This is a genomic window from Algibacter sp. L3A6 (genome assembly GCF_009796825.1).
GTDB lineage: Bacteria > Bacteroidota > Bacteroidia > Flavobacteriales > Flavobacteriaceae > Algibacter.
The window spans coordinates 4,052,185-4,076,300 of sequence record NZ_CP047030.1 but is presented as its reverse complement, the minus strand read 5'-3'; the positions used below and the strand labels follow the sequence as shown (position 1 = coordinate 4,076,300).

The window sequence follows — 24,116 nt, the reverse complement described above, 5'->3', positions numbered from 1 at the left end:
AATGTATATTTCAAATTCCCTACCAATTATAGTAAAGCGACAAAATGACGCTTAAATACTTGTTGTAGATGACTTTTTGTCTTGGTAAGTGAGGTTGAATATTACAAATTCAGCTTTAAAAAGAATATGTTTATTTGTAGGAATAGTTGTGTTTGAGTATTTTTATTATTTTTAACTAAAATAGAATAATGAAAACCCTTAAAAATAAAGTAAAACAGAGATTCGGTCTTTTTGCATGCATATCTGTTATTGCTTTTTTTATAGTGTTCATAGTAATTAAAAAGCATGTTCTAACTCAAAATAACGATGCGTTTTTAATTAGTAAGTCTGGTAAACAAGGTATGTTAAGCCAGCGTATTACAAAAGTCATGTTTGCTATAGATAGCGATACTAGGTTAGTTTCCCCTGTCGAATTGGTAGATTCTCTAAGGGTGTTTACTAACGAGATAGAAACATCTCATAATATTTTACTCAATCAATATAAACAAACTAAAGGAACTAAAAGGTTAGATTCTCTGTTTGATGTGGTTGATACTAAGTTAGAGGTACTAGTAAAATGTAGCGATAGTGTAATGTCTTTAAAGAGTTTTTCTTTAGACAAGCATACAAAAGCTAAAATAAAAGAAGCAGAACTATCCTTCTTATTTGGTATGGATGCGATAGTTCGTGAATATGAGAGAAAATCGAAAGCAAACTTTAGAAGGGTAGAAACTAGTTTTTACATCATTTTCTTAGTATTTGGTTTAATCTTATTAGTGGTATTTATATTTTTATGGTTAACTAATATTCGAGAGTTAATAAAAAAGAATGAGTCTTTAATATTAGTAAACGAGCGGTTGGCAAAATCTCAATTTCAAATAAAAGAAAATCTGGAAGTTGTTCAATTATTAAAATTAGACTTAGAGCAGAAAGATAAGTTTAATAAAATCTTCATTGAACAAGCAGCTCCATCTATCTCAATGCTCGATAGGGATATGAAATATATAGCGGTTTCTGAAAAGTGGAAACAAGTCTATAATATGGTAGATATAGATGTGGTAGGTATGTCTCATTATGATGTGTTTCCAAATCTTACAGATAGCCGAAAGGCTCAGCATCAAAAATGTTTAGAGGGTGATATTGATAAGTGCGACGAAGGTTACTATGTACAAGACGATGGCTCGGTAAAATGGTATTTTTGGGATATTCGCCCATGGTACTTACCAAACGGATCTATTGGGGGCTTACTGATGTATTCTGGCGATATTACAGATAGTAAAAATATTAGTATAGCAAAGGATAGAATAGAGAAAATATTAAGAACAACCAATAAAGTTGTTCGTATTGGAACTTGGGAATTAGATATTAAGAGTGATAAAATTACTTTTAGTGATATGTCTCGAGAGATATTGAAATTACCCGATGGTTTCCAAGTTTATGGTAATAAAAGCTTGCACCTTTATAAAGATGGCGCGAGTAGGAATAAAATTATAAAATCCATACAGCATTTAAAAAAGACAGGAGAACCATTTGATGTAGAACTTGAAATAGTAAATATGGACGGTGAAAATATTTGGATTCGTGATATTGGTCAGGCTGAATTTGTAAATGGTGAATGCAATAAAATATTTGGGATTTTTCAAGATATAACATATTTAAAAAAGGTTCAGAATGATTTACTAACACAAAACCAGTTATTGAGTTTTGCTGAGAACATCACCATGATGGGCCATTGGCGTTATAATCTTATTGAAGATATTGTTAGTTGGTCTCCCAATTTGTATTTAATGATGGAGGTAGAAGTGGATTCAATGCATGTGGATAAACGAACAATGTTGGAAGTAACTCATCCTGAAGATCGTGAAAAGGTAAGAAGGCATATGGAGAAAACCTTTAGAGATAAAGAGTTTCCTTCTAGATTAATACATAGGATTATAACAGCAAAAGGTGTTGTAAAAACGATAGAAGTATTAGCTAAAATTTTTACCGATGATAATAATGAAATTACTGAAATCGTAGGAACCTGCCAAGATATAACTCACCAAAGGATTGCAGAAATTAAGTTTAGAGGGCTTTTGGAGTCGGCACCTGATGCTATGATAATAGTTAATGAAGATAAAAAAATACATTTAGTTAATAAGCAGGCAGAAAAAATGTTTGGCTATGCTGCAGAAGAATTATTAGAACAGGAAATAGAAATTTTACTACCGAATAGATTTGTTGATAATTTTAGAATGTATGAGGATAATTATTTTTCAGATCCTAAAAGTATAGGAATTGGTGAGCAAAATGAATTAATTGGCCGACATAAAAATGGAGAAGAATTTACTGTGCAGGTTAGCTTAAGTCCAATGCAAACGGAAGATGGTATGTTAGTTTCGGCTGCTATTAGAGATATTACAGCGCAAAAAGAGGCAGAACAAAAAACAATTAATGCCAATGCTAACTTAAAACTTTTGGCCGAAAAACTTATAGATAAAAACAATCAATTAGCAGATTTTGCTCAAATAACATCGCACAATTTAAGAGCACCTGTTAGTAACCTGAATTCTTTGGTTCAACTATATAGTGCGGCTGGCGATTCAGAAAATAAGCAGGAGATTTTTGATAAGTTCAAAAAAGTGATTGAGCATTTAACAATCACTTTAAATACTCTATTAGAAGCTTTAAGAGTGAAAAAAGAAAAAGTTTCTAAAACAAAGGTTTATTTTGATGAAACGTTAAATAAAACGAAGGAATTATTAGCGGGACATATCATTGAATCTAAAGCCAAGATAACGAGTGATTTTAACGCGGTTAATAGTGTATCGTGCAATAAAATTTATTTTGAAAGTATCTTTTTAAATCTTGTTGAAAATGCTTTGAAATATAAATCAAATATTGAAGAGCCCATCATTCATATTTATACAGAGATATTAAATGATAAAATTTTGCTTAAAATTCAAGATAATGGTTTAGGTATCGATTTGAAAAAGCATCGTCATAAAATATTTGGTTTAAATAAAGTATTTCATAGACATCCTGAGGCGCGAGGTGTAGGTTTGTTCATGACCAAAATACATGTTGAGTCTATGGGAGGCGAAATTTTAGTTGAAAGTGCTGTTGGTGAAGGTTCTACTTTTATTGTGAAATTTAATAGCGATTATAAGCCGGATTATGTAACTCAAATATAATTTAAGTCGTGTTTTATTAATTCGTCATAAATTTATTTCTATGGAAATGTTACTGGTTATTAAAAAAAAGGAATAAAAACTGTAAGTTTTATTTAAAAACACGGACTATTTTTGCATTATTTTTAAACATTTGGTATAGAGGTTTCAATAATGTATTTAATTTATGCTTTTTGAGATGCTTTATTAATATAATTAAACAAAACAATACATGGGATTATTTAATAAAATTTTTGGTGATTCGGGAGAGGCAAAAGAAGAAAAGGTATTGCCTTGGATTCCGTTGAATGCTATGCAACAATTGGATTTAATAAAGGAGAAATCGAGTACTAAAACTCAAATGATCTTTAAACATTCTACGCGTTGCGGAATTAGTAGAATGGTGATGAGCCAGTTTGTAGATGCTTATGATTTTACTGAAAAAGATGCAGATTTGTATTTTTTAGATTTACTGAATTTTAGAGAAATATCTAATGAAGTGGGTTATAAATTTCAGGTTATGCACCAATCTCCACAGCTTTTGGTAATTAAAAATGGTGTAGCTGTTGCGCACGAAAGTCATGGTGCAATAAATGAAATGGATTTAAGTAAGTTTATTTAATAACTTACTTGTTTTGATAAAGTACAGAATGCTCGATAAATCTATCGGGCATTTTTTGTTTTTATAATTTTGCATTTATTAAGTTGATATGCAGTTTAATAGCCTGTGTGTAAGATTTTTTGTGTAAAAAACGCATAATTATAACGCAACCTTTGAGGAGATTTATCATCTTGAAAATAAAAATAATTAATTATGAAGAAAAGTATTTTATTAGTGAAGAGTTTAATGGTTTTTAGTTTACTATTTGTTAGCTGTAACGACGACGACAGTGATGGCGTAACTTGCACCGATAGTTTAACTGGTGAATTAACTGATGTAGAGATGAATTTTAGTGGTACTTGGGTATTAACTGCTGTTGTTGCTGAAGATGAAATTGATTTAACCGATGACGGTGAAGATAATGCAAGTACAGATTTGTTTTTGCAATATGATGACTGTGAGAAAGATATTGTTTACGGTTTTGAGGATGATAGAGCTTACTCTTTTGTTGCAGGAGGTACTGGTGATTGTGATAATGAGCAAGCTACTATTGGTACTTGGAAACTAAATGAAACTTATGGTTTAACGGTAGTATCTAGTTGTTTTAGCCAAACGAGCCAACTTGAGGTAAATGATGATTTTACTGAATTTACTTCGGAAGGAAACATTAATTATATTGATGTAAATGGTGAAACTATAACGAGTAAAACAATATTTACTTATACAAAAACAGCGATGTAATACTATTTTTTCTGTATTTAATTTGCAGTTTTATTGAAAAAGAAAGCCCTCTAAAATTTAGAGGGCTTTTTGTTTTTATTCGGGATTGTAAGTGGTTATAATGTTTTTGAGTTGCAGTTTGAGATCTTCTCCGGTGTCGAATATCATTTGTTCGTTTATTGGGAACGGTACTTTACGAGATCTTATAAGCTGTAAGTCTTCAGTGGTTAAGGCGCGTTTATCTCCTCGATAAGTTGCGTAGATGTTCTGGAAGTTAAAACCGCTATCTACAGGAAAAGATTGTAAAACCTGATTTGTTTTCAGGTCTTTGTAAATCACGTTTCCTAGAATTTGAGACGATTTTTGTTGGCTAAGCTCGTATAACTTGGCTTTTACTTTAATAATGTTGTCTTCTTTAATATCGTTTCCTAAACTATCTTTTTTTACGTTTCCTTTTTTGTCTAAAACATATTTTTTACCATCGACTATGGTTTGCTCTCTTAGTATTTGGCGTTCTTTTACGTGTTCTGGAGAGATGATAATTTGCTTTAATTGCAGTTGCATGGCTAAATCGTACGCTCTGGTTTGTTCTGGTGATGCGTGGTAAACTGTCCAAAACTGGTTTAAGCCATAGGTGTCGAAATTTAGTAAATCACTTTCCAAATCTCTAGGTATAGCTTGTTTTGTTTGGTTTGCAATGGTTACAATAACGTATTTTGTACCACGAGCATGAGCTTCTTGTATAAGCTCGCGCGTATCTTCGTAATTAGGGTTTATAGATTCTATGTAGCTATAAATTTGATGTGCATCTCTAATTTGCTCTTTATTTTCGCTTTCTAATAAATCGAGTCCTTTTTCATATAAATAATTAGAGGTTTTATTTCTATAGCCCGAAATTTGAGAGCTATAGTCACTAAATTCAAATTTAGCTTCTTTACCATTAATGTATAATGGAAGCACAGGCTTTATGGCCTCTTGACGCGCATTTAGGTTTTTGTAAACATTAAAAACATTTTCAAAAAGCTCTGGATTATTGTCTTTTTCTAAATGTTTAATGGTATTTAAATCTTTTTCGACTACTTTATAATAAGCATCTCGAAGCATTACAATATAATCTTGTTTTCGTTTTTTATCCTTGTTGGTTTCAAGTTTTTTTAAGGCCTCTGTAATGGCTTGATTGTAGTTGCCAGTATTTATGGCTTTTTCGAGTTGTTTGCGTCCACCGCAGGATATTAAAAATGAAATGGATAACAATAAGAGTAGTAATCTTTTCATAAGTATAGGTTTTATGTTATTTGGAGGTAATTTCAATTTTGATGCCAAACAAAAACAAACCCTCAAGTTTTTAGTTTGAGGGTTTTTAAGTGTTTGATTCTTATAGTGTTATTTGGATTTTTTTGATTCGAAAACAGGAAGTAATTTTGTAGATACTTCTCCAAAACCAATTCGAGTGCCATCTTTTTCACAGTAACCACGCATAATAACGGTGTCGTTATCATTTATAAATTTACGTACGGTACCATCTTTCATTTTTAAAGGTTTTTCACCTTTCCAAGTTAACTCTAGCATAGAACCGTAAGAATCTGGTGTTTGTCCAGAAATGGTTCCGCTACCCATCATGTCGCCAGAATTTACTGGGCAACCATTTACGGTATGGTGCGCTAGTTGCTGAGACATGTTCCAGTACATGTATTTAAAGTTAGATTGACATACTGTAGTTTCTTTAGCGCCTTTTGGTTGTATGGCTACTTCTAAATTAATATCGTAGCTTTTTTTGCCTTTGTATTTAAGGTAATCCAATTGTTTTTTAATGGGTTTAGGTCCTTCAACACGGTAAGGTTCTAGAGCATCTAGCGTTACAATCCAAGGTGAAATAGACGATGCAAAGTTTTTAGCTAAAAACGGCCCTAGTGGCACGTATTCCCATTTTTGAATGTCGCGTGCGCTCCAATCATTAAAAAGTACAAGTCCGAATATATATTCTTCCGCTTCGTTAACAGGTATTGGTTCTCCTAAATCGTTAGCATCGGTTGTTATAAAAGCCATTTCTAACTCAAAATCTATTAACTGGCTTGGTCCAAAAACAGGTTCTGTTGCTCCGTTTGGTAAAGTTTGACCTTTAGGGCGGTGTACCGGAATTCCAGAAGGAATAATAGACGAACTACGCCCGTGGTAACCTACCGGAATATGCAACCAGTTAGGTAATAACGCGTTTTCTGGATCTCTAAATAATGTACCAACATTAGTAGCATGCTCTTTACTTGAGTAAAAGTCGGTATAATCACCAATTTGAACAGGAAGTTGCATTTCAATTTCGTCTAAACGAAAAAGTACAACCTCTTTATGTTGCATGTTGCTTTTTAACGCATCATTTTCTGCATCAAAAATTTCTGCAATTCTATCTCTAACCAAACGCCATGTTTTACGGCCATCTGCAATAAAATCGTTTAAGGTATCTTGAAGAAAAATATCGTCGGTTAACGGGATGCCCTCAAAATAGCCTAATTGGTGTAAAGCACCTAAGTCTATAGCGGTATCACCAATACGTGTACCAATGGTTATAATATCATCTCGGGTTAAAAAAACACCAAAAGGAATGTTTTGTATCGGGAAATCGGAGTTTTTATCGACGTGTAGCCACGACTTTCTATCTGGGTTGTTCGCTGTTAATGGCATATTCTGTTTTGTTTTCGGGTTGTTGTATTCTTATCAAACGTACATAATTTTTTTGTTTTACAACGAAAAATTACTTTAAAAATGAATTTTCTTTAACCGTTAATAAATTGGTTAAAAAGTTAAATGTAAAAAACGAAATTTTCATCAATTTAAGTAATCTATTTGTTATTTTTGCGGAATATTAAAAATCAAACTCATAATATGCAACGCGACGAACAAATTTTTGAACTTATTGAAGCCGAAAAGGAACGCCAATTACACGGTATAGAACTTATTGCATCGGAGAATTTTGTTAGCAACCAAGTAATGGAAGCTGCAGGCTCTGTGTTAACTAACAAATACGCCGAAGGTTACCCTGGTAAACGTTATTATGGCGGATGTGAAGTAGTTGATGAAGTTGAACAAATAGCTATCGATAGAGCAAAAGCTTTGTTTGGAGCAGTATATGTAAACGTACAACCTCACTCAGGAAGTCAGGCTAATACAGCTGTTTACCATGCATGTTTAAACCCTGGTGATAAAATTTTAGGATTCGATTTATCGCATGGTGGGCATTTAACTCACGGTTCTCCAGTAAACTTTTCTGGTAAACTTTACAACCCGGTATTTTACGGTGTAGAGCAAGAAACAGGAGTTTTAAATTATGATAAAATTCAAGAAATAGCTACTAAAGAACAACCAAAATTGATTATTGCAGGAGCGTCAGCTTATTCTCGTGATATTGATTTTGAGCGCTTTAGAGTTATAGCAGATAGCGTTGGTGCTATTTTAATGGCCGATATATCTCACCCAGCAGGTTTAATTGCTAAGGGTATCTTAAATGATCCGTTACCACACTGTCATATTGTTACAACAACAACTCATAAAACATTACGTGGACCAAGAGGTGGTATGATTATGATGGGGAAAGATTTTGAAAACCCTTTCGGAATTAAACTTAAAAACGGAAACTTACGTAAAATGTCTTCTTTATTAGATTCAGCTGTTTTTCCAGGAAATCAAGGTGGACCATTAGAACACATTATTGCGGCTAAAGCGATCGCTTTTGGAGAGGCTTTAACCGATGAGTTTTTACAATACCAATTACAAGTTAAGAAAAATGCTGCTGCCATGGCAAAAGCATTAGTTGCTAAAGATTATAACATTATTTCTGGTGGAACTGATAACCATTGTATGTTAATCGATTTACGTAACAAAAACTTATCAGGTAAAGATGCTGAACAAGCGTTAGTAAAAGCAGATATTACAGTAAATAAAAACATGGTACCTTTTGATGATAAATCTCCATTTGTAACTTCAGGAATTCGTTTAGGTGTTTCTGCTGTAACAACTCGTGGTTTAAATGATACGGATATGGTTGCTATTGTAGAGCTTGTTGACGAGGTTATTAATAACTTTGAAGATGATGCCGCATTAGAAGCTGTAAAAGCTAAAGTAAATGCTATGATGCAAGACAAACCTTTGTTTGTGTAATCCTTGTTAAAATATATTTTATAAAAGAATCCTGCTTTTTAAGCAGGATTTTTTTTGTTTAAAGGTGAAATGTAAAATTGTTTTTTTTTTACATGAAATAAAGCAAATTTCATGCTTTTAATAAGAATTTAACAAATTTATTTGATATCTAATTATGCTACTTTAAAGTAATATCCTTAATATGTACCTTTAAATATTCAACATTAATAATTATGCTACGGAATGCTTTTTTATTCACTTTGGTTGCAACGCTTTTGTGCGGCTGTAGTAATAAAAATTCAGCAAAGCCTACTATTGTTTTAGTGAAAACCAATAGGCCTACTACCATAAATTGTTTCGGACAAAATACCGAACTAGATACTTTAAATGTTAAGGACGAGAAAAAGCTTAAGCGATATTTTAATTCTATGGTTCCGGCGCCATCTCGATCGAGTTTGTTTGTAAAGCGTGATTAACTTAGTATTGAAATTACTTTAAAACAATAGAATTAATTTCTAGTTTAAAATCTTCAGCAGTTTTGTTGCCTATTAAAAATGCAACTTCCTCAATACTATTTGCATCGAAGTTTGGAATATCGAGTTTACGACCTCTAAACGCTGGATACATATCTGCTAGTGATATTTCGATTACTTCCCATGTTTTTGAAGTCCTGAAAAGCGAGATATATGAATATTTGTCTGAAAGTTTAGATTTTACTCTAAATTGATAATTTTTACCATCACCTTTAATTTTCAATATCACTTTTGAAAAGCCTTCGGTGCTAATATTATTAAATCGATATCTTAAAGAGGAAAAACCGCCATTGTTTTCCAAAGACACATGGCCGGTGTAAATACCATGTCCTGTTTCATTTAAAGTTAATGCTCCAGACGATTTTCCGCCCATAACATCATCGTCAACAACGGTCCAATTAGTAATATCCGATGTGTTTTCAAATTTAAATATAGTATCTGTTTGCATAGTAGTGGCTATTAAAAGTATTAAAAATGAATGCTTCATGGTATCTTGTTTTATAATAAAAATCGCTTTTAAGCATCGTAATAATCTAATTTTAAAAAGCTGATTTTTAAGTTAATCATTTTATCAATAAACTTTTTATTATCGTCATAATTTTTATTTTTCTTAAACTTAATAAAATGTCCATTAGCGTGTATAGTATATGTTTTGGTGCTATAAGTAACTAATCTGTAATAGGGAATTATCCACGAGTAACGATCGAGTCTATTTGTAAAATGCACGATTATACCTTTTGGTCTTAGTTCTATATTAGCATAATTTGTGGCTAGAGTTTGCAGGTTTTTAGGTTGAAGTTTTTCGCTTATTTCTTCAATCATAAATCTACTCGATCCAATACCTCCCATTTTTATTTTTTCTAAAAATGAAAAGGTTTTTCCAACTAGGTTGTCACTTTCTTTTACAAAAGCATCATTAATTTGTGTTGTGTTAAATAGCATAATATTAGTTTTTTAGGGATATTAAATACTGTTTTGCATGTTTAAGATGTTGCTCTTGCTTTTCAGAAGGCATTTTATCAAACATTTTCACCAACATGCCTAATCTAGGGTTCGATAAAAAGAAGTCGCGATGCGTATGCATAAAGCGCCAAAAAAGCCCATCCCAAGTGTTTTGCCAATCTCCTTTTTTATAATTACTCATTTTCATTAAATAATTACTGCCGCTTATATAAGGTTTTGTCGCCATTAATCCACCATCTGCAAACTGACTCATTCCGTATACATTGGTTACCATAACCCAGTCGTAAGCATCAATAAAGAGTTCCATAAACCATTTATATACTTCATCGGGATCGAACTCACAAAGCATCATAAAGTTCCCTAAAACCATTAAGCGCTCTATGTGATGGCAATAGCCAGTTTGCAGCACTTTTTTAATAGTTTTATCTATAGGTGCTATGCCTGTGGTGCCATCGTAAAACGATTTAGGAATTTTCTTTTTAAATCCCCAAAAATTAGTGGTGCGTTCTTCACTACCTCTAGCTTCATAAACGCCTCTTATAAATTCGCGCCAACCTGTAATTTGCCTAATAAAACCTTCGGTAGAATTAATAGGTACATTGTTCTCTTCAGCATATAATAAGCAAGCATCAATTATTTGGTTAGGCGTTATTAAACCTACGTTTAGCATAGGTGTGAGCACACTATGGTTTAGTATAGAGTTTTCTGCAACTATAGCATCTTCATAAGTTCCAAATTCCATAAAACGTTGTTCAAAAAACTGCTGTAACCAATTGTTTGTGCTTTCAAAATTAGTAGGGTATAAGGCACGCTTTGTAAGACTCCCTAAGTGGTTAGAAAAATGCTTTTCTACATATGATTTCGCCTCTAAATAATAAGCATCGTTATCTGGATACTGAACCGATGGTGGTGTTTTTTTTGCAGGATATTTTTTTCTGTTTTCAGCATCAAAACTCCATTTGCCTCCCAATGGGTTGTTTTCCGAATCGACTAGTATCTTTCTTTTTTTACGCTGTTCGGTATAAAATGTAGATTGATGGTATTTCTTTTTATCCTTTCGGAAGAAATTAGCCAGTTCATCTTTAGTGTTTAAGAATAAAGGCGAAGTATAAGCGGTTGTTGAAATACCGTGCTCTTCACTTGTTTTTTCTATCCTTTTTTGAAGCCAATTATCCGTTGGGTCTATGTAGTTAATGTGTTTTACTTCTTGTTTACTTAACTTGACGATTAACTTTCTAATATCCGATAAATCGTTAATAGCTTCAATATAATTTACTTCGAGGTTTTTTTTATTCCGAAGAAAATCTGCGTAGCACTTCATTGAAGCTCTATGAAACGCTATTTTTTGTTTATGAAACGGGTATTGCTTAAAAAACAAATATTCTTCAATTATATAAATAGGAGCAGTGGTTTCAAAAATTGGTGATTCCTGAAACAATTGATGTGGAAATATTAAGTTGATGCTTTTCATTTATTCTTTCTGCAACGTGTGCTGCAATATTTAACGTCGTTCCAATTTTTCTCTTATTTTTTACGCCATGTAAATGGTCTGTCGCAAACCACACATATTTTCTTTGGCAGATTTTCCTTTTTCATTAGTTTCTATTGACGTGAGTTTGTAAAAGTCTATTCTTTTCTTGCAACACAGCAGGGTGTTTTTTATGTCCCCAAATTTTGTCTCTCGCAATTCTCGAACTTTCTTGTAAATCTACTATAGGGTTTGGATAGGTTTCACCAATAATAACGTTGCAAAACGTTTGTTCCATGGCTGTCATTTTCCAAGGTTCATGAATGTGTAAAGTTGGAACAGCGCTTAGTTCTGGAATCCATTTTTTTATAAAAACACCTTCCGGATCGTGTTCTTGCGAGTTTTTTACGGGGTTATATAAACGTACGGTATTAATGCCTGTAGTGCCAGCTTGCATTTGAAATTGAGGAAAATGAATTCCTGGTTCGTAATCTAAAAACTTCCGCGCCAAATGGTAAGTGCCGTCTCTCCAATCTTGGTCTAAATTGAGTGTTAAAAAAGACACGACCATAGCACGCATTCTAAAGTTAATCCAGCCGGTTTGTTCTACAGCTCGCATGTAAGCATCGATTATAGGGTAGCCGGTGTGGCCTGTTTTCCATGCTTTTGTAAAAGCTTCGTTTTTCTTGTGAGACAAAAGCTCGTAACCTTTATTTATGCATTGTGTTTCGTAGGTACATTCTACTTCAAACTTTTGAATAAAATGGCAATGCCAATGCAAACGGGTTAACATTGCCGAAAATGCTTTGCTGTTTTTTGTACCGTTTGGGTGTGTGCCTATAAATTGAAAAGCTTGCTTTATACTTATATTTCCCCAGGCTAAATAGGGTGAGAGTCTGCTGCAAGACATTCTACTTTCTGTAGGTTTAGATATATGTTTTTGGTAATTAAAACCTCTTTTTGCTGCAAACGATTTTAAGTAACGCCAAGCATTTACTTCACCTGCCGGTTGGTAATGTTTAGGATATGCTTTTAATTGATTGTCTAATTTTTCGGGTATACAAAAGTGATGATTAAGAGGCTCGAATGCAGAAATGGAATAGTTGTTTTTTATAATTGGCGTATGCATGGTTTGATGCCATTGCTTGTTCCATGTATCTCTGTTTTTAAGAGCTCTAACAATACCATCCCGTTGCGATTGTTGCCATAAAATAGTATTCTCTTTACAGAATTTTGTTATCTGTTTATCGCGTTGCCAAGTTAGTTGAATTCCGCTTTCTTGATAACTAAAAACAGATTTGATATCGAATATGTTATTCAAATCTTGAAAAACTGTAATAGCTTCTCCGTAAAAGACTTCAACACGTCTTTTATAAGTTTCTAATGTTTTGTTTAATGTCGAAATAGAGTGGTAAATGAATTTTAAATGTCTCGGACTTGTATCTGGATATTCTATTATAGAAGGTTCAAATAGATAAATAATAAGGTATGGAATACCTGCTTGTTCCGCTTTTTGTAAAGGCTCATGATCTTGCGAACGAATATCTCGCTTTAACCAAACAATATTTATAGCTTGCCTTTTCAAGAAGTTATTTACTTTTTTAGGGATAATATAATTGAATAAACATTTTTAATTTTTTGCTATTCGTGGTGAGCTGTTTTTACTAACGTTTACTTATTTTGTTGCCAGAAATAGCTTTTTGTCTAGAGCATTTAAAACGTGTAATATCTGGATTTCGTTTTTTTAAATGTTTCTTGCTCACTCCGCTATTTACACGTTTACGCCAGCGTTTAAAGCTAGACTCTTTTAGGTTGCCACGCATCACTTTAATAACTTCTTTTTCAGGTAATCCAAACTGAAATAGAATAGCTTCAAAAGGCGTGCGATCTTCCCAAGCCATTTCAATAATGCGGTCTAACTCTCTTTCTGTTAATGGTTTTGTTTCTGTCATCGTGAAATTATATTTTTTCCCAAGTTTGGTCTGCATTTAAATAAAAGCTTCCTAGAGGATTAAAATTGCATTGTTCTGGTGCTATTATGGATAGAAAGGATTCTCCATTTTCTCTTTTGTATAAATGATATACTTCGCCTATAACGGGTTCGAAAGTAAACTTGGCATCGAATATGAGTTTGTTATATTCAAATTCTTGAATCATTTTATCGTATTCTGCTTTTAGTTCCAGATATTTAGCCTCAACCTTATGATTGATTTTTGTGATGCTTCTGTTTTTCCAAGCAATACTATCGGTTGGAGTAATTACAGGTGCACCAACAGAAGTAGCATACGGCTTAATGGAAGCATCATACCTTTTAGTTTCTGTATTGTAAACGACCTGATCTGGCTTTTTTTCTTCACTCATTTATTAATTCAACTTTTCTAGTTTTTTCATGACTTCTTCTGCTTCAAACACTTTCTGATCGCTCATTCTTCTATTTGAAGTGGATAGGGCGTGGGCTTCATTCATCAGTTTTTCATATTGTTTTTGTAATATATCTTTCTCTGATTTTGTTTTGAATAGTCCAAACATATCTTATCTCGTTTTTTAGATTTTTAAAAAATTGTAACATTAAATACTTTGTAAAGATACAATAATGTTTAATCTTTTTGTAAAAAAGTTAAACAAAATACTTTAAGACGTGATGTGTTGAAACCTAAATTCTAAATATTTAAAGTTTTTGGTCTATGTAATAGACTTAGATTTTATAAAGAAAAAAGATAAATAAATTGATGTGTACAGGAAGAATTAATCCTTAAAACTAATAGTAAATGTTGTACCATGGTTAACCTTACTATCAACATGAATGCTTCCACCAAGTGAGGTTACGTGGTTGTAAACTAAATATAAGCCTACGCCTTTGCTATCTTCATTTCCGTGAAAACGTTGATTTAATTTAAATATTAGATGTCCTACTTTTTCCATATCAAATCCAAGACCATTATCAGAATATTGAAAGGTAGATTTACCGTATAAATTATTAGATGTTATCGAAATGATTAACGGAACTTCTGGTCGTGCATATTTAATGGAGTTTGTAATGAAATTAAGAAAAATACTTTCCATATAAGCCGGATTGAACGGAACGCTTTCTAAAGCTTTAAAGTCTATTTCGAATTGTGCTCCCGATTTTTGTATTAACGTGCTTATGGAGTGGCTTACTTTGTTGAAAATGGTATTAAAATTAACGAGATCTAAGGTTTCGTTCGATATGTTTTTTTGTTTAAAGGCTTCCACGTAAGTGTTGAGAGAATCGTTTAAACCTTCTGCAGAGACTTTTATGTAATTCAACATTTTCAATGTTTCTGGATCTTCAACTTTACTTAAATCAATTAAATCTACTAATGATATTAAATTATTTACCGGAGATCTAAGATCGTGAGATGTTGTGTAATTAAGCTGCTTAAGTTTTTCGTTAACCTCACTAAGTTTGCTTAGGTGCGATATGCGTTCGTTCTCTAATTCTTTTTTGTGTGTAATATCTTTGGCAATGGCATAAACTAGCTTATGTTTTTCAACAGGAATAGAGGTCCAGTGCAACCAGATAATTGCGCCCGATTTGGTTACATATCTATTTTCAAAATTGATTAAAGGTTTATTTTGTTTTAAATTGGATCTGTTAGAGGCTGTACGCTTTTTATCTTCATCATAAATAAATTCTGAAATTAATTTAGAGCGTAATTCCGTTTCAGAATACCCTAAAAGCTCAACAAAAGCAGGATTGATTTTAATGAAATAGCCATCGAAATTAGCAATACAGAGACAATCCATCGATAGTTCAAAGAAAGGGTCTAAATAGTGATCCATTGGTTTCGCTATACTAAGTTTTAAAAATTAGAGTGGCTGTTAAGGAGCAACGAAGTTAAACCTAGTTAGGCATAAAATCAATTAAAACGGGGTTATTTGTATCAATAATGATATAATGTAATATTTAGTCTAATTAAAATATAATTTTTCTGAAAAACAGCTAAAAAACAGAGAAATATGTTAATTGAATATATCTATAAATTTACAAAATGAACACAAAAAAATCTCAGTTATATGGTATAACTGAGATTTTTTTTTGGGTTTTAGCAACTATTATTTTATTCTGTATTTTGTTTAATATACTCCGTAGGGCTCATACCGTATTCTTTATTAAAGCATTTACTGAAGTATTTCTGGTTGTTAAACCCCGTCATGTAAGCAACTTCAGAGATATACATTTTATCTTGTTTTAGTAACTGAGCAGCTCGTTTTAGTTTTATCGTTTTAATGAAATTTACAGGAGTATCATTCAGTATTTGCTGTACTTTTCGATATAAGTTTGCTCTGCTCATTCCAATTTCCGAAGCTAAAAATTCTACGCTTAATAAATTATTGTTCATATTGTCTTCAATAATTGTGATAAGCTTTTTAATGAATTTTTCGTCGTTAGAGTCTACTTGTTTGTCAACAGGTGCTGTGGTTATAAGTTTGCTATATTTTTCTTTTAGATTATGTCTCGTTTTGAAGGTGTTTTTTACTTTCCATTTAAGAAATTCTAAACTAAAAGGCTTTTCTATATAGTCGTTTGCGCCAAGGCTTAAGCATTCAATTTTAGACTCGTCAGAATTTTTAGCAGTAAGCATAAAAATAGGCGTATTGTTAAATTCAGGGTTCTGTTTTATCTGTTTCAACATAGAAAGACCATCTTGTATAGGCATTAAAATATCGCTAATAATTAGGTCTGGTTTTTCTGCTATGGCTTGCACGTAACCTTCTTGGCCATTTGGAGCTTCTATAATCTCAAAATCATCACTTAACTCTTCTTTTACCATTTGCCTTAAATCATCATTATCTTCAACAATAAGCACCTTAGATTTTTTAGTTTTTTGTTCTATGCTTTTTTTATTGTTAAACTCGGTAGAAACTTCTTCAATGACTTGGAATTCGGAGTTTTTTATGAAATTTCGTTTTAGAGGCATACTAGTTTGCATGCGCTCTTTTTTGCTGTATTTATCTTTTGAAATAGGAATACAAAAAGTGAATTCTGTGTAAACATTCTCTTCGCTTTCTACCTTAATAGTACCATGATGACGCTCGATAAGTTTATGTACTAGTTCCATACCAATTCCGGTTCCTGGTATTTGATTACGTTGCGATTTTGTTGCTTGGTAATAGCGATCGAAGATAAATTCTAAATCTTTTTTAGGAATTCCTAAACCATTATCGCGAACGCTACATCTTATATATTTACCATTGAATGGCTGTGACTCACTCTCGTTTTTATTTGGTTTTATAACATCTAGATTTACTGTTATTTTTCCGTTTTTAGCAGTGTATTTAAAGGCATTGGAAACAAGGTTAAATAGGATTTTTTCTAACAAATCTACATCGTACCAACCGGATGCTTTCTTTTCATTAGACGTAAAATCATAATCGATTTCGTAAATTTTAGCAAAGTCGTTAAAGGCGTTTTTTATGGTATTTATATCTTTTACAATATCATTTTTTGAAACCTTGAGTTTAAATTTCCCTTCGTCAAACTTTCTAATATCCATAATCTGGTTTATTAGGCGGTGCATTCTAAGAGTATTGTTGTAAATACGCTGACTTGTTAAAGGGCTTAATGTGAATTTTTTCTCTTTAACTACTTTTTCAATAGTACCTAATATTAATGATAATGGCGTACGTAACTCATGAGAGATATCGGTAAAAAATATCATCTTCATTCTATTAAGTTCATTGTCTTTTTCTCTAGAAATGGTTTCTTTTACAAGGTTTTTCTTCAGTAAATACCAGCGTCTAATTAAAATAGAACCTATGTAAACAATTAATAAACCTAGAAGAATATAGGCTAGTATAGCCCAAATACTTTTCCATATTGGCGGATTGATAACAAAGGAAACCTCGGCAGGTGTTTCATTCCAAGCGCCATCACTATTGGTACTTTTAACCATAAAGGTATAAGTGCCAGGCGAGAGGTCGTTATAATTAGCATTTCGGTTAGAAGCACTTGTGTAAATCCAATAATTATTCAGTCCTTTTAATTTATAGGCGTATTGGTTTTTATTTGGTGTTGTTAAATCTAACGACGAGAAATTTACAGCAATATTATTTTGATTGTACGGTAGCTCTATTGGAGCGCCAGAGTACGTGTAAAATTCATTGATGTTTTTAAAGCTATTCATAGCTTTGTTTTCTTGTGTTTTACCAAGAATTGCAAAACTTGTAATTACCGTAGTTGGCAATATAGTTTGTGGTGTTAGTTTTGTTGTAAAAACACTGTAGAAACCGTCGGTACAACCAAAATAGATAATCTTTTTTTGCGCATTAACCGTACTGGAATTAAAAAGGAATTGGTTTTCGTTAATACCATCTTCCACACCAAAAGGTATAAAACGTTGTGTTTTAATATTAAACTTTGTGATGCCATTTCTGGTACTCATCCAAATATTACCATTGTTATCTTTTTCAATAGCCGAAACTATTTTTGGGCTATAGGCGTTATTTTCTTTAAAATTATTGAACTTGTCAAGAGATGCTTCATACATATTTAATCCACCACCACGTGTTCCTACCCAAATATTATTTAAATTATCTTCATGTAAACTTAAAATAGCATTGGATGTTAAACCATTTTCTAGGGTAGGTAAATAGTGCTTTATGGTTTCATTTAAAAGATCCACACAGTATAAACCTTCTCCACGTGTACCAATCCATAATTTGTTGTTTTTAGATAGCAAAAGGGTAGAGGTGTGGTGGTTTTCTAGTTTTTTAATTACATTTTGTTTAAATTCAGAAACCGCCTTATTGCTGTTAATAATATCAATACCTCCATCCCAAAGGGCCACCCATAATTCATTCTTATTAATAGGTACAATGTCTTTTATGAGTTCTTTGTAAGATTTAATTTTAACTAAATCTAGTTTGGTATCGTTGGAGTTATAGTTGCGAGTTTTATAAATAGCTTTATTATCGGCAATTAAAAACTCGGTGTTTTCATAATTTCTCGTAATGGTTTGTATAAACTTGATGTCGTTTTCAATTTTAATATGGGCTTTTGTTTTCTGATTAAAATGAAAAAGGCCTTCGCGCGTACCTACTAAAATGTTGGTTAAGTCCAAACTCTTTAAACTCGTAGTAATGCTGTTGCTTTGAGAGAGTTTGTTGTATTCAAATAAAGAAGTTCTGCCTAAATATTTATTAATTCCTTTAAATGAACCAATCCACAAGTTGCCATAATCATCAAATATGGTTGATGAAATATGATTATTTAATAAGTTAACCTCTTTATTGGTGTTTGAGAAATAATTAAAACGGTAAGTGTTGTCTATTCTATTTGCTTTAATTAATCCTTCCGATGAGCCAATCCAAATGGCATTGTTTTTCACATCTATCGATACTGTTGTTAAAAAGCAAGTAGAGGATAATTTTTCAGTGATATTTGGGTATTGTTCTAGAATCTCTATGTTGTAGTCTGCTTTATTCGTCCCCAGAATATACATGCTTGTTGCACTTACTACCATTATTTTATTATCTGCCAAAAACTTCATATCAACAATTTTTTCATTGAAGTTTGTAGCTGTAATTAAATTGTTTTCGTTGATATAAAATAGGCCATTATCGCTAGCAACCCAATGTCTATCAAAATTATCTATCAATACAGTAGAAATGGTTTTGGCGCTCGTTTTGTATATATTATCACTATGTTCATTGCTAAAAACTTCGGGTAAGTTAATTTCAGATATGTCTTCTTTAGATTGAAATCTGAGTAAACCTTCCGTTTGGATATTTACCCAAATATCACCTGTTTTACTACTTGTTTTTACAAACGAGCTAATATTCTTCAAAAAACCTTTAAACTGTTTTTTTTTTCTATTATAATGAATAAGATAACTTTCGCTTCCTATCCATAGGTTCTTATGGGCGTCTTCAATAATAGAATTGATATTATTATTAGGAATAGAATTGGCATCAAAAACATCATATTGATATTCTTCCAAATCGTGTCCATCATATCTATAAAGGCCAGAATTACTTCCTATCCATAAATAACCGTAGCTATCTTTAAAAAGCACGTTTACCTTCTTGTTAAAAAGTACACCGTGTATATCTAATTCATGAAAGTTTAAAGAATTAGATTGAGAGAAAGAAATGTTTAAAGTGAAAAATGTAATAATTAAACATATGTAGGTAATGGTGGTTTTAAAAATGCTCATAAAAATCAAAGGAGTAATTATGTTGTATATAAAATATTCTTGACAGCATCACAATTTACATAAGTTTTATCATTTTTTACCCTTAATTAGCTTGAGCTAGGCCTAATAATGTAAAATAATAGGGGTGATAATGTTGCATCTCCTTTAGTTTAACCATGTATTGCAGGTATCGCAACATTTGTAGGGGGATTTTAATAAAACGAAGCTTTAATTTACAAGTATATTTGAATGTATTAAAATGTTCAAAGGAAATAGATCCTAAAACTTAGAAAAGAAATTGATAAAAATGAAAAAAGGTATTCAAATTTTACTGTCGGCTATTTTAGTTGCAAGTGCGTTTTCGTGTGGAAAAGCGAAAACCAAAGAAAATGTAATTTCTGCGGAAGTTGTAAAAGAGAATAAAAAGCCGAATATCATATATATATTGGCTGACGATCTTGGATATGGTGATTTAAGTAGTTTTGGTCAACAAAAATTTAATACACCGCATATTGATAAATTAGCAGCAGAAGGTATGTTGTTCACTCAGCATTATGCTGGTAATACTGTTTGTGCACCATCACGTTCAGCTTTATTAACAGGTATGCATACAGGGCACACTCCGGTTCGTGGTAATAAAGAGGTTATGCCAGAAGGTCAATATCCAATTCCAGACAACACGTATACTATGGCAGAAGCGCTTCAAAAAGGCGGTTATGTTACAGGTGCTTTTGGTAAATGGGGTTTAGGTTATCCAGGATCAGAAGGTGATCCAAACAAACAAGGTTTCGATGTTTTTTATGGTTACAATTGTCAGCGTTTAGGGCATAATTATTATCCTTATCATTTATGGTCTAATCAAGATTCTATTGTTTTAACAGGTAATGCAGGACATAAAAAAGAACAATATGCTCCAGAGTTAATTCAAGAAAAAGCCATCGAGTTTTTAGAAACTTATAAGGATAGTACTTTCTTTATGTATGTACCAACCATTATTCCGCATGCCGAATTAGTAGCTCCAGAAGCTGTTTTAGCTAAATATAGAGGTAAATATGCTCCAGAGAAAGTATTTGAAGGTACAGATGATGGACCAGAATATAGATTAGGTTTTTATGAATCTCAAACAGAATCTCACGCTGCTTTTGTTGCCATGATTGAAATTATGGATAATCAAGTTGGTGAAATTATGGATAAAGTTAAAGAGTTAGGTCTTGAGGACAATACTATTGTTGTTTTTACTTCGGATAACGGACCGCATACTGAAGGTGGAGCAGATCCAAAATATTTTAATAGTAACGGACCTTTTAAAGGTGTTAAAAGAGATTTATATGAAGGTGGAATTCGTGTGCCAATGATGATTAAATGGCCAGGAAAAATTAAGCCAGGTAGTAAAAGTGATTTAATTTCTGCATTTTGGGATGTACTTCCAACGTTTTCTGAAGTGGCAGATGTTCCAGTTCCATCAAATTTAGATGGTATTTCATTTTTACCAACATTATTAGATAATGCTTCGGAACAAAAACAACACGATTATTTATATTGGGAATTCCATGAAAGAGGAGGTCGCCAAGCGATTAGAAAAGGGAAGTGGAAAGCGGTAAAATATAAAGTGCTTAAAAACCCAAATGCTCCTATAGAATTGTACGATTTATCTGTAGATGAAGGCGAGCAAAACAATGTTGCTAGCGAGCATCCAGAAGTTGTTAAAGACATGGAGCGTATTTTAAAAGAAGCAAGAACACCATCGGATGTGTTTACCTTCGATCAAGTGTCATTTTAAAAATTTAATAAGCGGTTATTCTTAATTTATGGCTTTTAAAAAAGTAAAAATCATACAATTGGTTTTAGCGGTTTGCCTTGTGCAAACCGCTTCAATATATTCGCAAAATAAGGAATCTATAAATATAGATACCACAACTGGCCATGCTATTAAAAATGGTGCAAGTGGTTTTAATGTGCGTATAGCCGATAAAGTTTGGAGTTATACGCATCCCGATTTTGTGGCTTCAGTAAAAGAGCTAAAACCAGGTTGGTTACGTTATTTTTCTGGCACAATGGGCGATGCTTTTAGTAGCGCAACAGGACAGTATGATTTGGATTATATTGCCATGTTCGATCACCAAAAACCTTATTTAAAAGGACATCGCTTTACTGAAGTTAAAGGGCCACATCGCGTTACCGATTTATACCATTTATTAAGTGAAATCAACGGGAAACTGGTGATTACGGTGAATGCTTTTTCTGAAACTCCAGAAATGGTGATGGAATTGGCACGCTTTTGTAAAAACAATAATATTAAAGTTGAAACTTGGCAATTTTGTAACGAACCCTATTTTTATGTGCCAAATAGAAATAGGTATTGGTGGAATGATGGTTATGATTATGCGGCAAAAATGCAGCCTTATGCCGAGGCCATTCAAGAGGTGCTGCCTGATGCTAAATTAGCATTGAATTATACTTGGGATGGTGTGTGGACTTTTATGAAAGAGATTAATCAATTTCAAAAAACCAATGGTGCATACTGGAATACGTTTTCAAAGCATTCTTACGCGCCACACACCGGAAAAAAAGAAACATTAGAGCAAGCGTATAAACGGGCAAACACTAAATTATTAGAAGCAACAAGTCCGTCGGCAATTTCGGAAATAGAAGATTATACTTGGAAAGATGCACCCATGATTATCACCGAATTTGGTGTTTGGAACAGTCCGTTAAATGGTATTTATTCAGGGATTTATAACGTGGAATATATTATGCGTCAGTTGCAACACACCAACACTACTTATGTTGCAGCGCACGAGGTTAGTAACAAGTTTTTGCCTGCGGTAAATAAAAACATTGTGCTAGAAGAAGCCTTTAAAAATAATCAGCAAATAGATACAGATACTATTGTTACCGGAATTCATAGAGATATTGAAGGAAAAACTTTAAAAATATATCACGAGGCGACGAATAACTCAAATTTCTTATATAAAACCAATATCTCTAAAATGGTGCAAGTTCCTGGTTTAAAAAACACAACAGCCAATGGTATGTTTGTGCAAACTTACAAAGGGAATAATGGCTTTAATTATCTAGTGATTACGAATAGAAGTGAAGAATCTAATCAGTTTCACGTAAAAATTAACGGCACACCATTAAAGGAAACTTTATTAACGAACTATATTTCTGCTGATGTTTTAAAAACGAGAAACCCAGATATTCAGGAAATTAAATACAAAAACGGACTTGTAACCGTAAAACCATTTAGTATTTCGGTTAGTAAATGGAAAACGAATTCTAGTGCACTTACACAGCCAACGATTTATAAAGCGAGTATTGAGAAAACGGGAATTCAGTTAAATTGGGGAGAAGTTGGTTTAGCTACAGCCTATAAAGTTTATTATGGTACAGATGCTTTAAATTTAAATAAGGTGGTTACAGTAAAAAATAAAACGGCCTTTCTGGTTGAAGCAGTAAAGAAAGGAAACCCGTATTATTTTAAGCTCCAAGCAATAAATAAAGCTATCGAAAGTCCAATCTCAGATATGGTTTCAGTAATATTTAATAAACCGGAGCAACCTCAAATTTTTAAAGTTTCAAGACGCGATGATACTGTTACCCTTTTTTGGAAAAGTGTTGCAAACGCCAAAGGTTATTTAATACACTATGTTGATGAAAATGGAAAAGACATAGAGATTGATGCCAATAATGTTTTCGGTTATCGTATTGAAGGTTTAAAAGATCAAACCGATTACCAATTTACAGTTACAGCTTACAACGGTTTAGGTAGAGGCGAAGCTTCCGATAAGGAAAACGTAAAAGTATCTTCTAGAATACCATTTAGTCCGCGAAATGTTTCAGCTGTAAAAAAATCATCAAATACAATTGAGGTAAAATGGCATAGCCAAGATCAAGTCTTGGAAGGCACAAGCTATAATGTGTATCGTGGTGAGAAGTTGCATGAGTTTACCAAAATTGCGACGGCTGTAAAAGACACCGTTTTTCTGGATAACAATATCGTAAATGATAAGCAATATTATTACACCGTAAAAGGGTTAACCGATGCTGGTGAAAGTAATTTTTATCCAAATATAGCCACGGCATTTTCAGCAGAAAACAATGATAAAATTACTATTCAAGTTGTTGAAACTAAAGAAGACGGCTATCTTGTAAAGGTGAAACTTAACAAGCTTCAAATAAAGGGAAATGACGCTTTTGGTATCATTATCAATAATGTATCTTATTTAAATGTAGAAGATATTAAAATTGAAGGTACACGAGGAGTTGAAGAAACTAAGCAATTTCAGGCCTTTATTCCTTTATCAAAAGTGAAACAAAATTCAAATTATACCATAAAAGCATTCATTACCAAACAAGGTAAAACGTTAGAAAGTGCTTTGGTAAATCAACATATTGCAATAAAGTAAAGAGAAC

The 24,116-nt window shown here is 32.5% G+C and carries 18 protein-coding genes and 1 pseudogene; 7 read left to right on the top strand and 12 right to left on the bottom strand.

Annotated elements, in window-relative coordinates; translation table 11 throughout:
- Nucleotides 1-188: 188 nt before the first annotated feature.
- From GQR98_RS17000 to GQR98_RS16990, 3 genes are all read left to right on the top strand, one after another.
- Nucleotides 189-3,152, top strand: coding sequence for a PAS domain S-box protein (locus GQR98_RS17000; protein ID WP_159020604.1), 2,964 nt, complete (start codon nt 189-191; stop codon nt 3,150-3,152).
- Nucleotides 3,153-3,360: 208 nt separating this feature from the next.
- Nucleotides 3,361-3,750: a bacillithiol system redox-active protein YtxJ gene (ytxJ, locus tag GQR98_RS16995; RefSeq protein ID WP_042498545.1), complete on the top strand. Its 390-nt coding sequence runs from the start codon at nt 3,361-3,363 to the stop codon at nt 3,748-3,750.
- A 192-nt stretch (nt 3,751-3,942) separates the two neighbouring features.
- Nucleotides 3,943-4,470: a DUF5004 domain-containing protein gene (locus GQR98_RS16990; protein WP_159020603.1), complete on the top strand. Its 528-nt coding sequence runs from the start codon at nt 3,943-3,945 to the stop codon at nt 4,468-4,470.
- Between the two features lie 75 nt (nt 4,471-4,545).
- On the opposite strand, the gene GQR98_RS16985 is transcribed toward GQR98_RS16990, so the two are convergent.
- A complete protein-coding gene (locus GQR98_RS16985; RefSeq protein ID WP_159020602.1) occupies nt 4,546-5,724 on the bottom strand; it encodes a hypothetical protein in 1,179 nt (392 codons plus the stop codon).
- A gap of 108 nt (nt 5,725-5,832) precedes the next feature.
- Entirely contained in the window at nt 5,833-7,125 is a 1,293-nt protein-coding gene (fahA, locus tag GQR98_RS16980; protein WP_159020601.1) for a fumarylacetoacetase, read from the bottom strand.
- 201 nt (nt 7,126-7,326) lie between these two features.
- Here fahA and glyA point away from each other — a divergent pair, with 201 nt between their 5' ends.
- Nucleotides 7,327-8,598 carry a serine hydroxymethyltransferase gene (gene glyA, locus GQR98_RS16975; RefSeq protein ID WP_042505495.1) on the top strand — a complete coding sequence of 424 codons (1,272 nt, stop codon included), beginning with the start codon at nt 7,327-7,329 and terminating at the stop codon, nt 8,596-8,598.
- Nucleotides 8,599-8,810: 212 nt separating this feature from the next.
- Nucleotides 8,811-9,053 (top strand): hypothetical protein, encoded by a 243-nt coding sequence (locus GQR98_RS16970; RefSeq protein ID WP_159020600.1) that lies wholly within the window; start codon nt 8,811-8,813, stop codon nt 9,051-9,053.
- A 13-nt stretch (nt 9,054-9,066) separates the two neighbouring features.
- On the opposite strand, the gene GQR98_RS16965 is transcribed toward GQR98_RS16970, so the two are convergent.
- From GQR98_RS16965 to GQR98_RS16915, 10 genes and pseudogenes are all read right to left on the bottom strand, one after another.
- Nucleotides 9,067-9,597, bottom strand: coding sequence for a CIA30 family protein (locus GQR98_RS16965; RefSeq protein WP_199270217.1), 531 nt, complete (start codon nt 9,595-9,597; stop codon nt 9,067-9,069).
- 29 nt (nt 9,598-9,626) lie between these two features.
- Nucleotides 9,627-10,052, bottom strand: a complete 426-nt coding sequence (locus GQR98_RS16960) for a hypothetical protein (RefSeq protein ID WP_159020599.1) — start codon at nt 10,050-10,052, stop codon at nt 9,627-9,629.
- A 4-nt stretch (nt 10,053-10,056) separates the two neighbouring features.
- Nucleotides 10,057-11,544 (bottom strand): cryptochrome/photolyase family protein, encoded by a 1,488-nt coding sequence (locus GQR98_RS16955; RefSeq protein WP_159020598.1) that lies wholly within the window; start codon nt 11,542-11,544, stop codon nt 10,057-10,059.
- Nucleotides 11,541-11,669: pseudogene (locus tag GQR98_RS19265) on the bottom strand (DUF2256 domain-containing protein). The gene GQR98_RS16955 and the pseudogene GQR98_RS19265 overlap by 4 nt, the downstream one beginning before the upstream one ends.
- Nucleotides 11,669-13,126, bottom strand: a complete 1,458-nt coding sequence (locus GQR98_RS16940) for a cryptochrome/deoxyribodipyrimidine photo-lyase family protein (protein ID WP_159020597.1) — start codon at nt 13,124-13,126, stop codon at nt 11,669-11,671. The pseudogene GQR98_RS19265 and the gene GQR98_RS16940 overlap by 1 nt, the downstream one beginning before the upstream one ends.
- A gap of 79 nt (nt 13,127-13,205) precedes the next feature.
- Entirely contained in the window at nt 13,206-13,493 is a 288-nt protein-coding gene (locus GQR98_RS16935; RefSeq protein ID WP_158850353.1) for a TIGR03643 family protein, read from the bottom strand.
- Between the two features lie 7 nt (nt 13,494-13,500).
- Nucleotides 13,501-13,902 carry a DUF2452 domain-containing protein gene (locus GQR98_RS16930; RefSeq protein WP_159020596.1) on the bottom strand — a complete coding sequence of 134 codons (402 nt, stop codon included), beginning with the start codon at nt 13,900-13,902 and terminating at the stop codon, nt 13,501-13,503.
- Between the two features lie 3 nt (nt 13,903-13,905).
- On the bottom strand, nt 13,906-14,070 hold the full coding sequence (locus GQR98_RS16925) for a Lacal_2735 family protein (RefSeq protein ID WP_159020595.1): 165 nt from the start codon (nt 14,068-14,070) through the stop codon (nt 13,906-13,908).
- Nucleotides 14,071-14,286: 216 nt separating this feature from the next.
- A complete protein-coding gene (locus GQR98_RS16920) occupies nt 14,287-15,345 on the bottom strand; it encodes a PAS domain-containing sensor histidine kinase (protein WP_159020594.1) in 1,059 nt (352 codons plus the stop codon).
- A 278-nt stretch (nt 15,346-15,623) separates the two neighbouring features.
- Nucleotides 15,624-19,721 carry a hybrid sensor histidine kinase/response regulator transcription factor gene (locus GQR98_RS16915; protein WP_159020593.1) on the bottom strand — a complete coding sequence of 1,366 codons (4,098 nt, stop codon included), beginning with the start codon at nt 19,719-19,721 and terminating at the stop codon, nt 15,624-15,626.
- 286 nt (nt 19,722-20,007) lie between these two features.
- On the opposite strand from GQR98_RS16915, the gene GQR98_RS16910 reads away from it, so the two are divergent.
- Together GQR98_RS16910 and GQR98_RS16905 are read left to right on the top strand one after the other, a co-directional pair.
- Nucleotides 20,008-21,480 (top strand): arylsulfatase, encoded by a 1,473-nt coding sequence (locus tag GQR98_RS16910; protein WP_042505466.1) that lies wholly within the window; start codon nt 20,008-20,010, stop codon nt 21,478-21,480.
- 28 nt (nt 21,481-21,508) lie between these two features.
- Nucleotides 21,509-24,109 carry a fibronectin type III domain-containing protein gene (locus GQR98_RS16905; protein WP_159020592.1) on the top strand — a complete coding sequence of 867 codons (2,601 nt, stop codon included), beginning with the start codon at nt 21,509-21,511 and terminating at the stop codon, nt 24,107-24,109.
- Nucleotides 24,110-24,116: the final 7 nt, after the last annotated feature.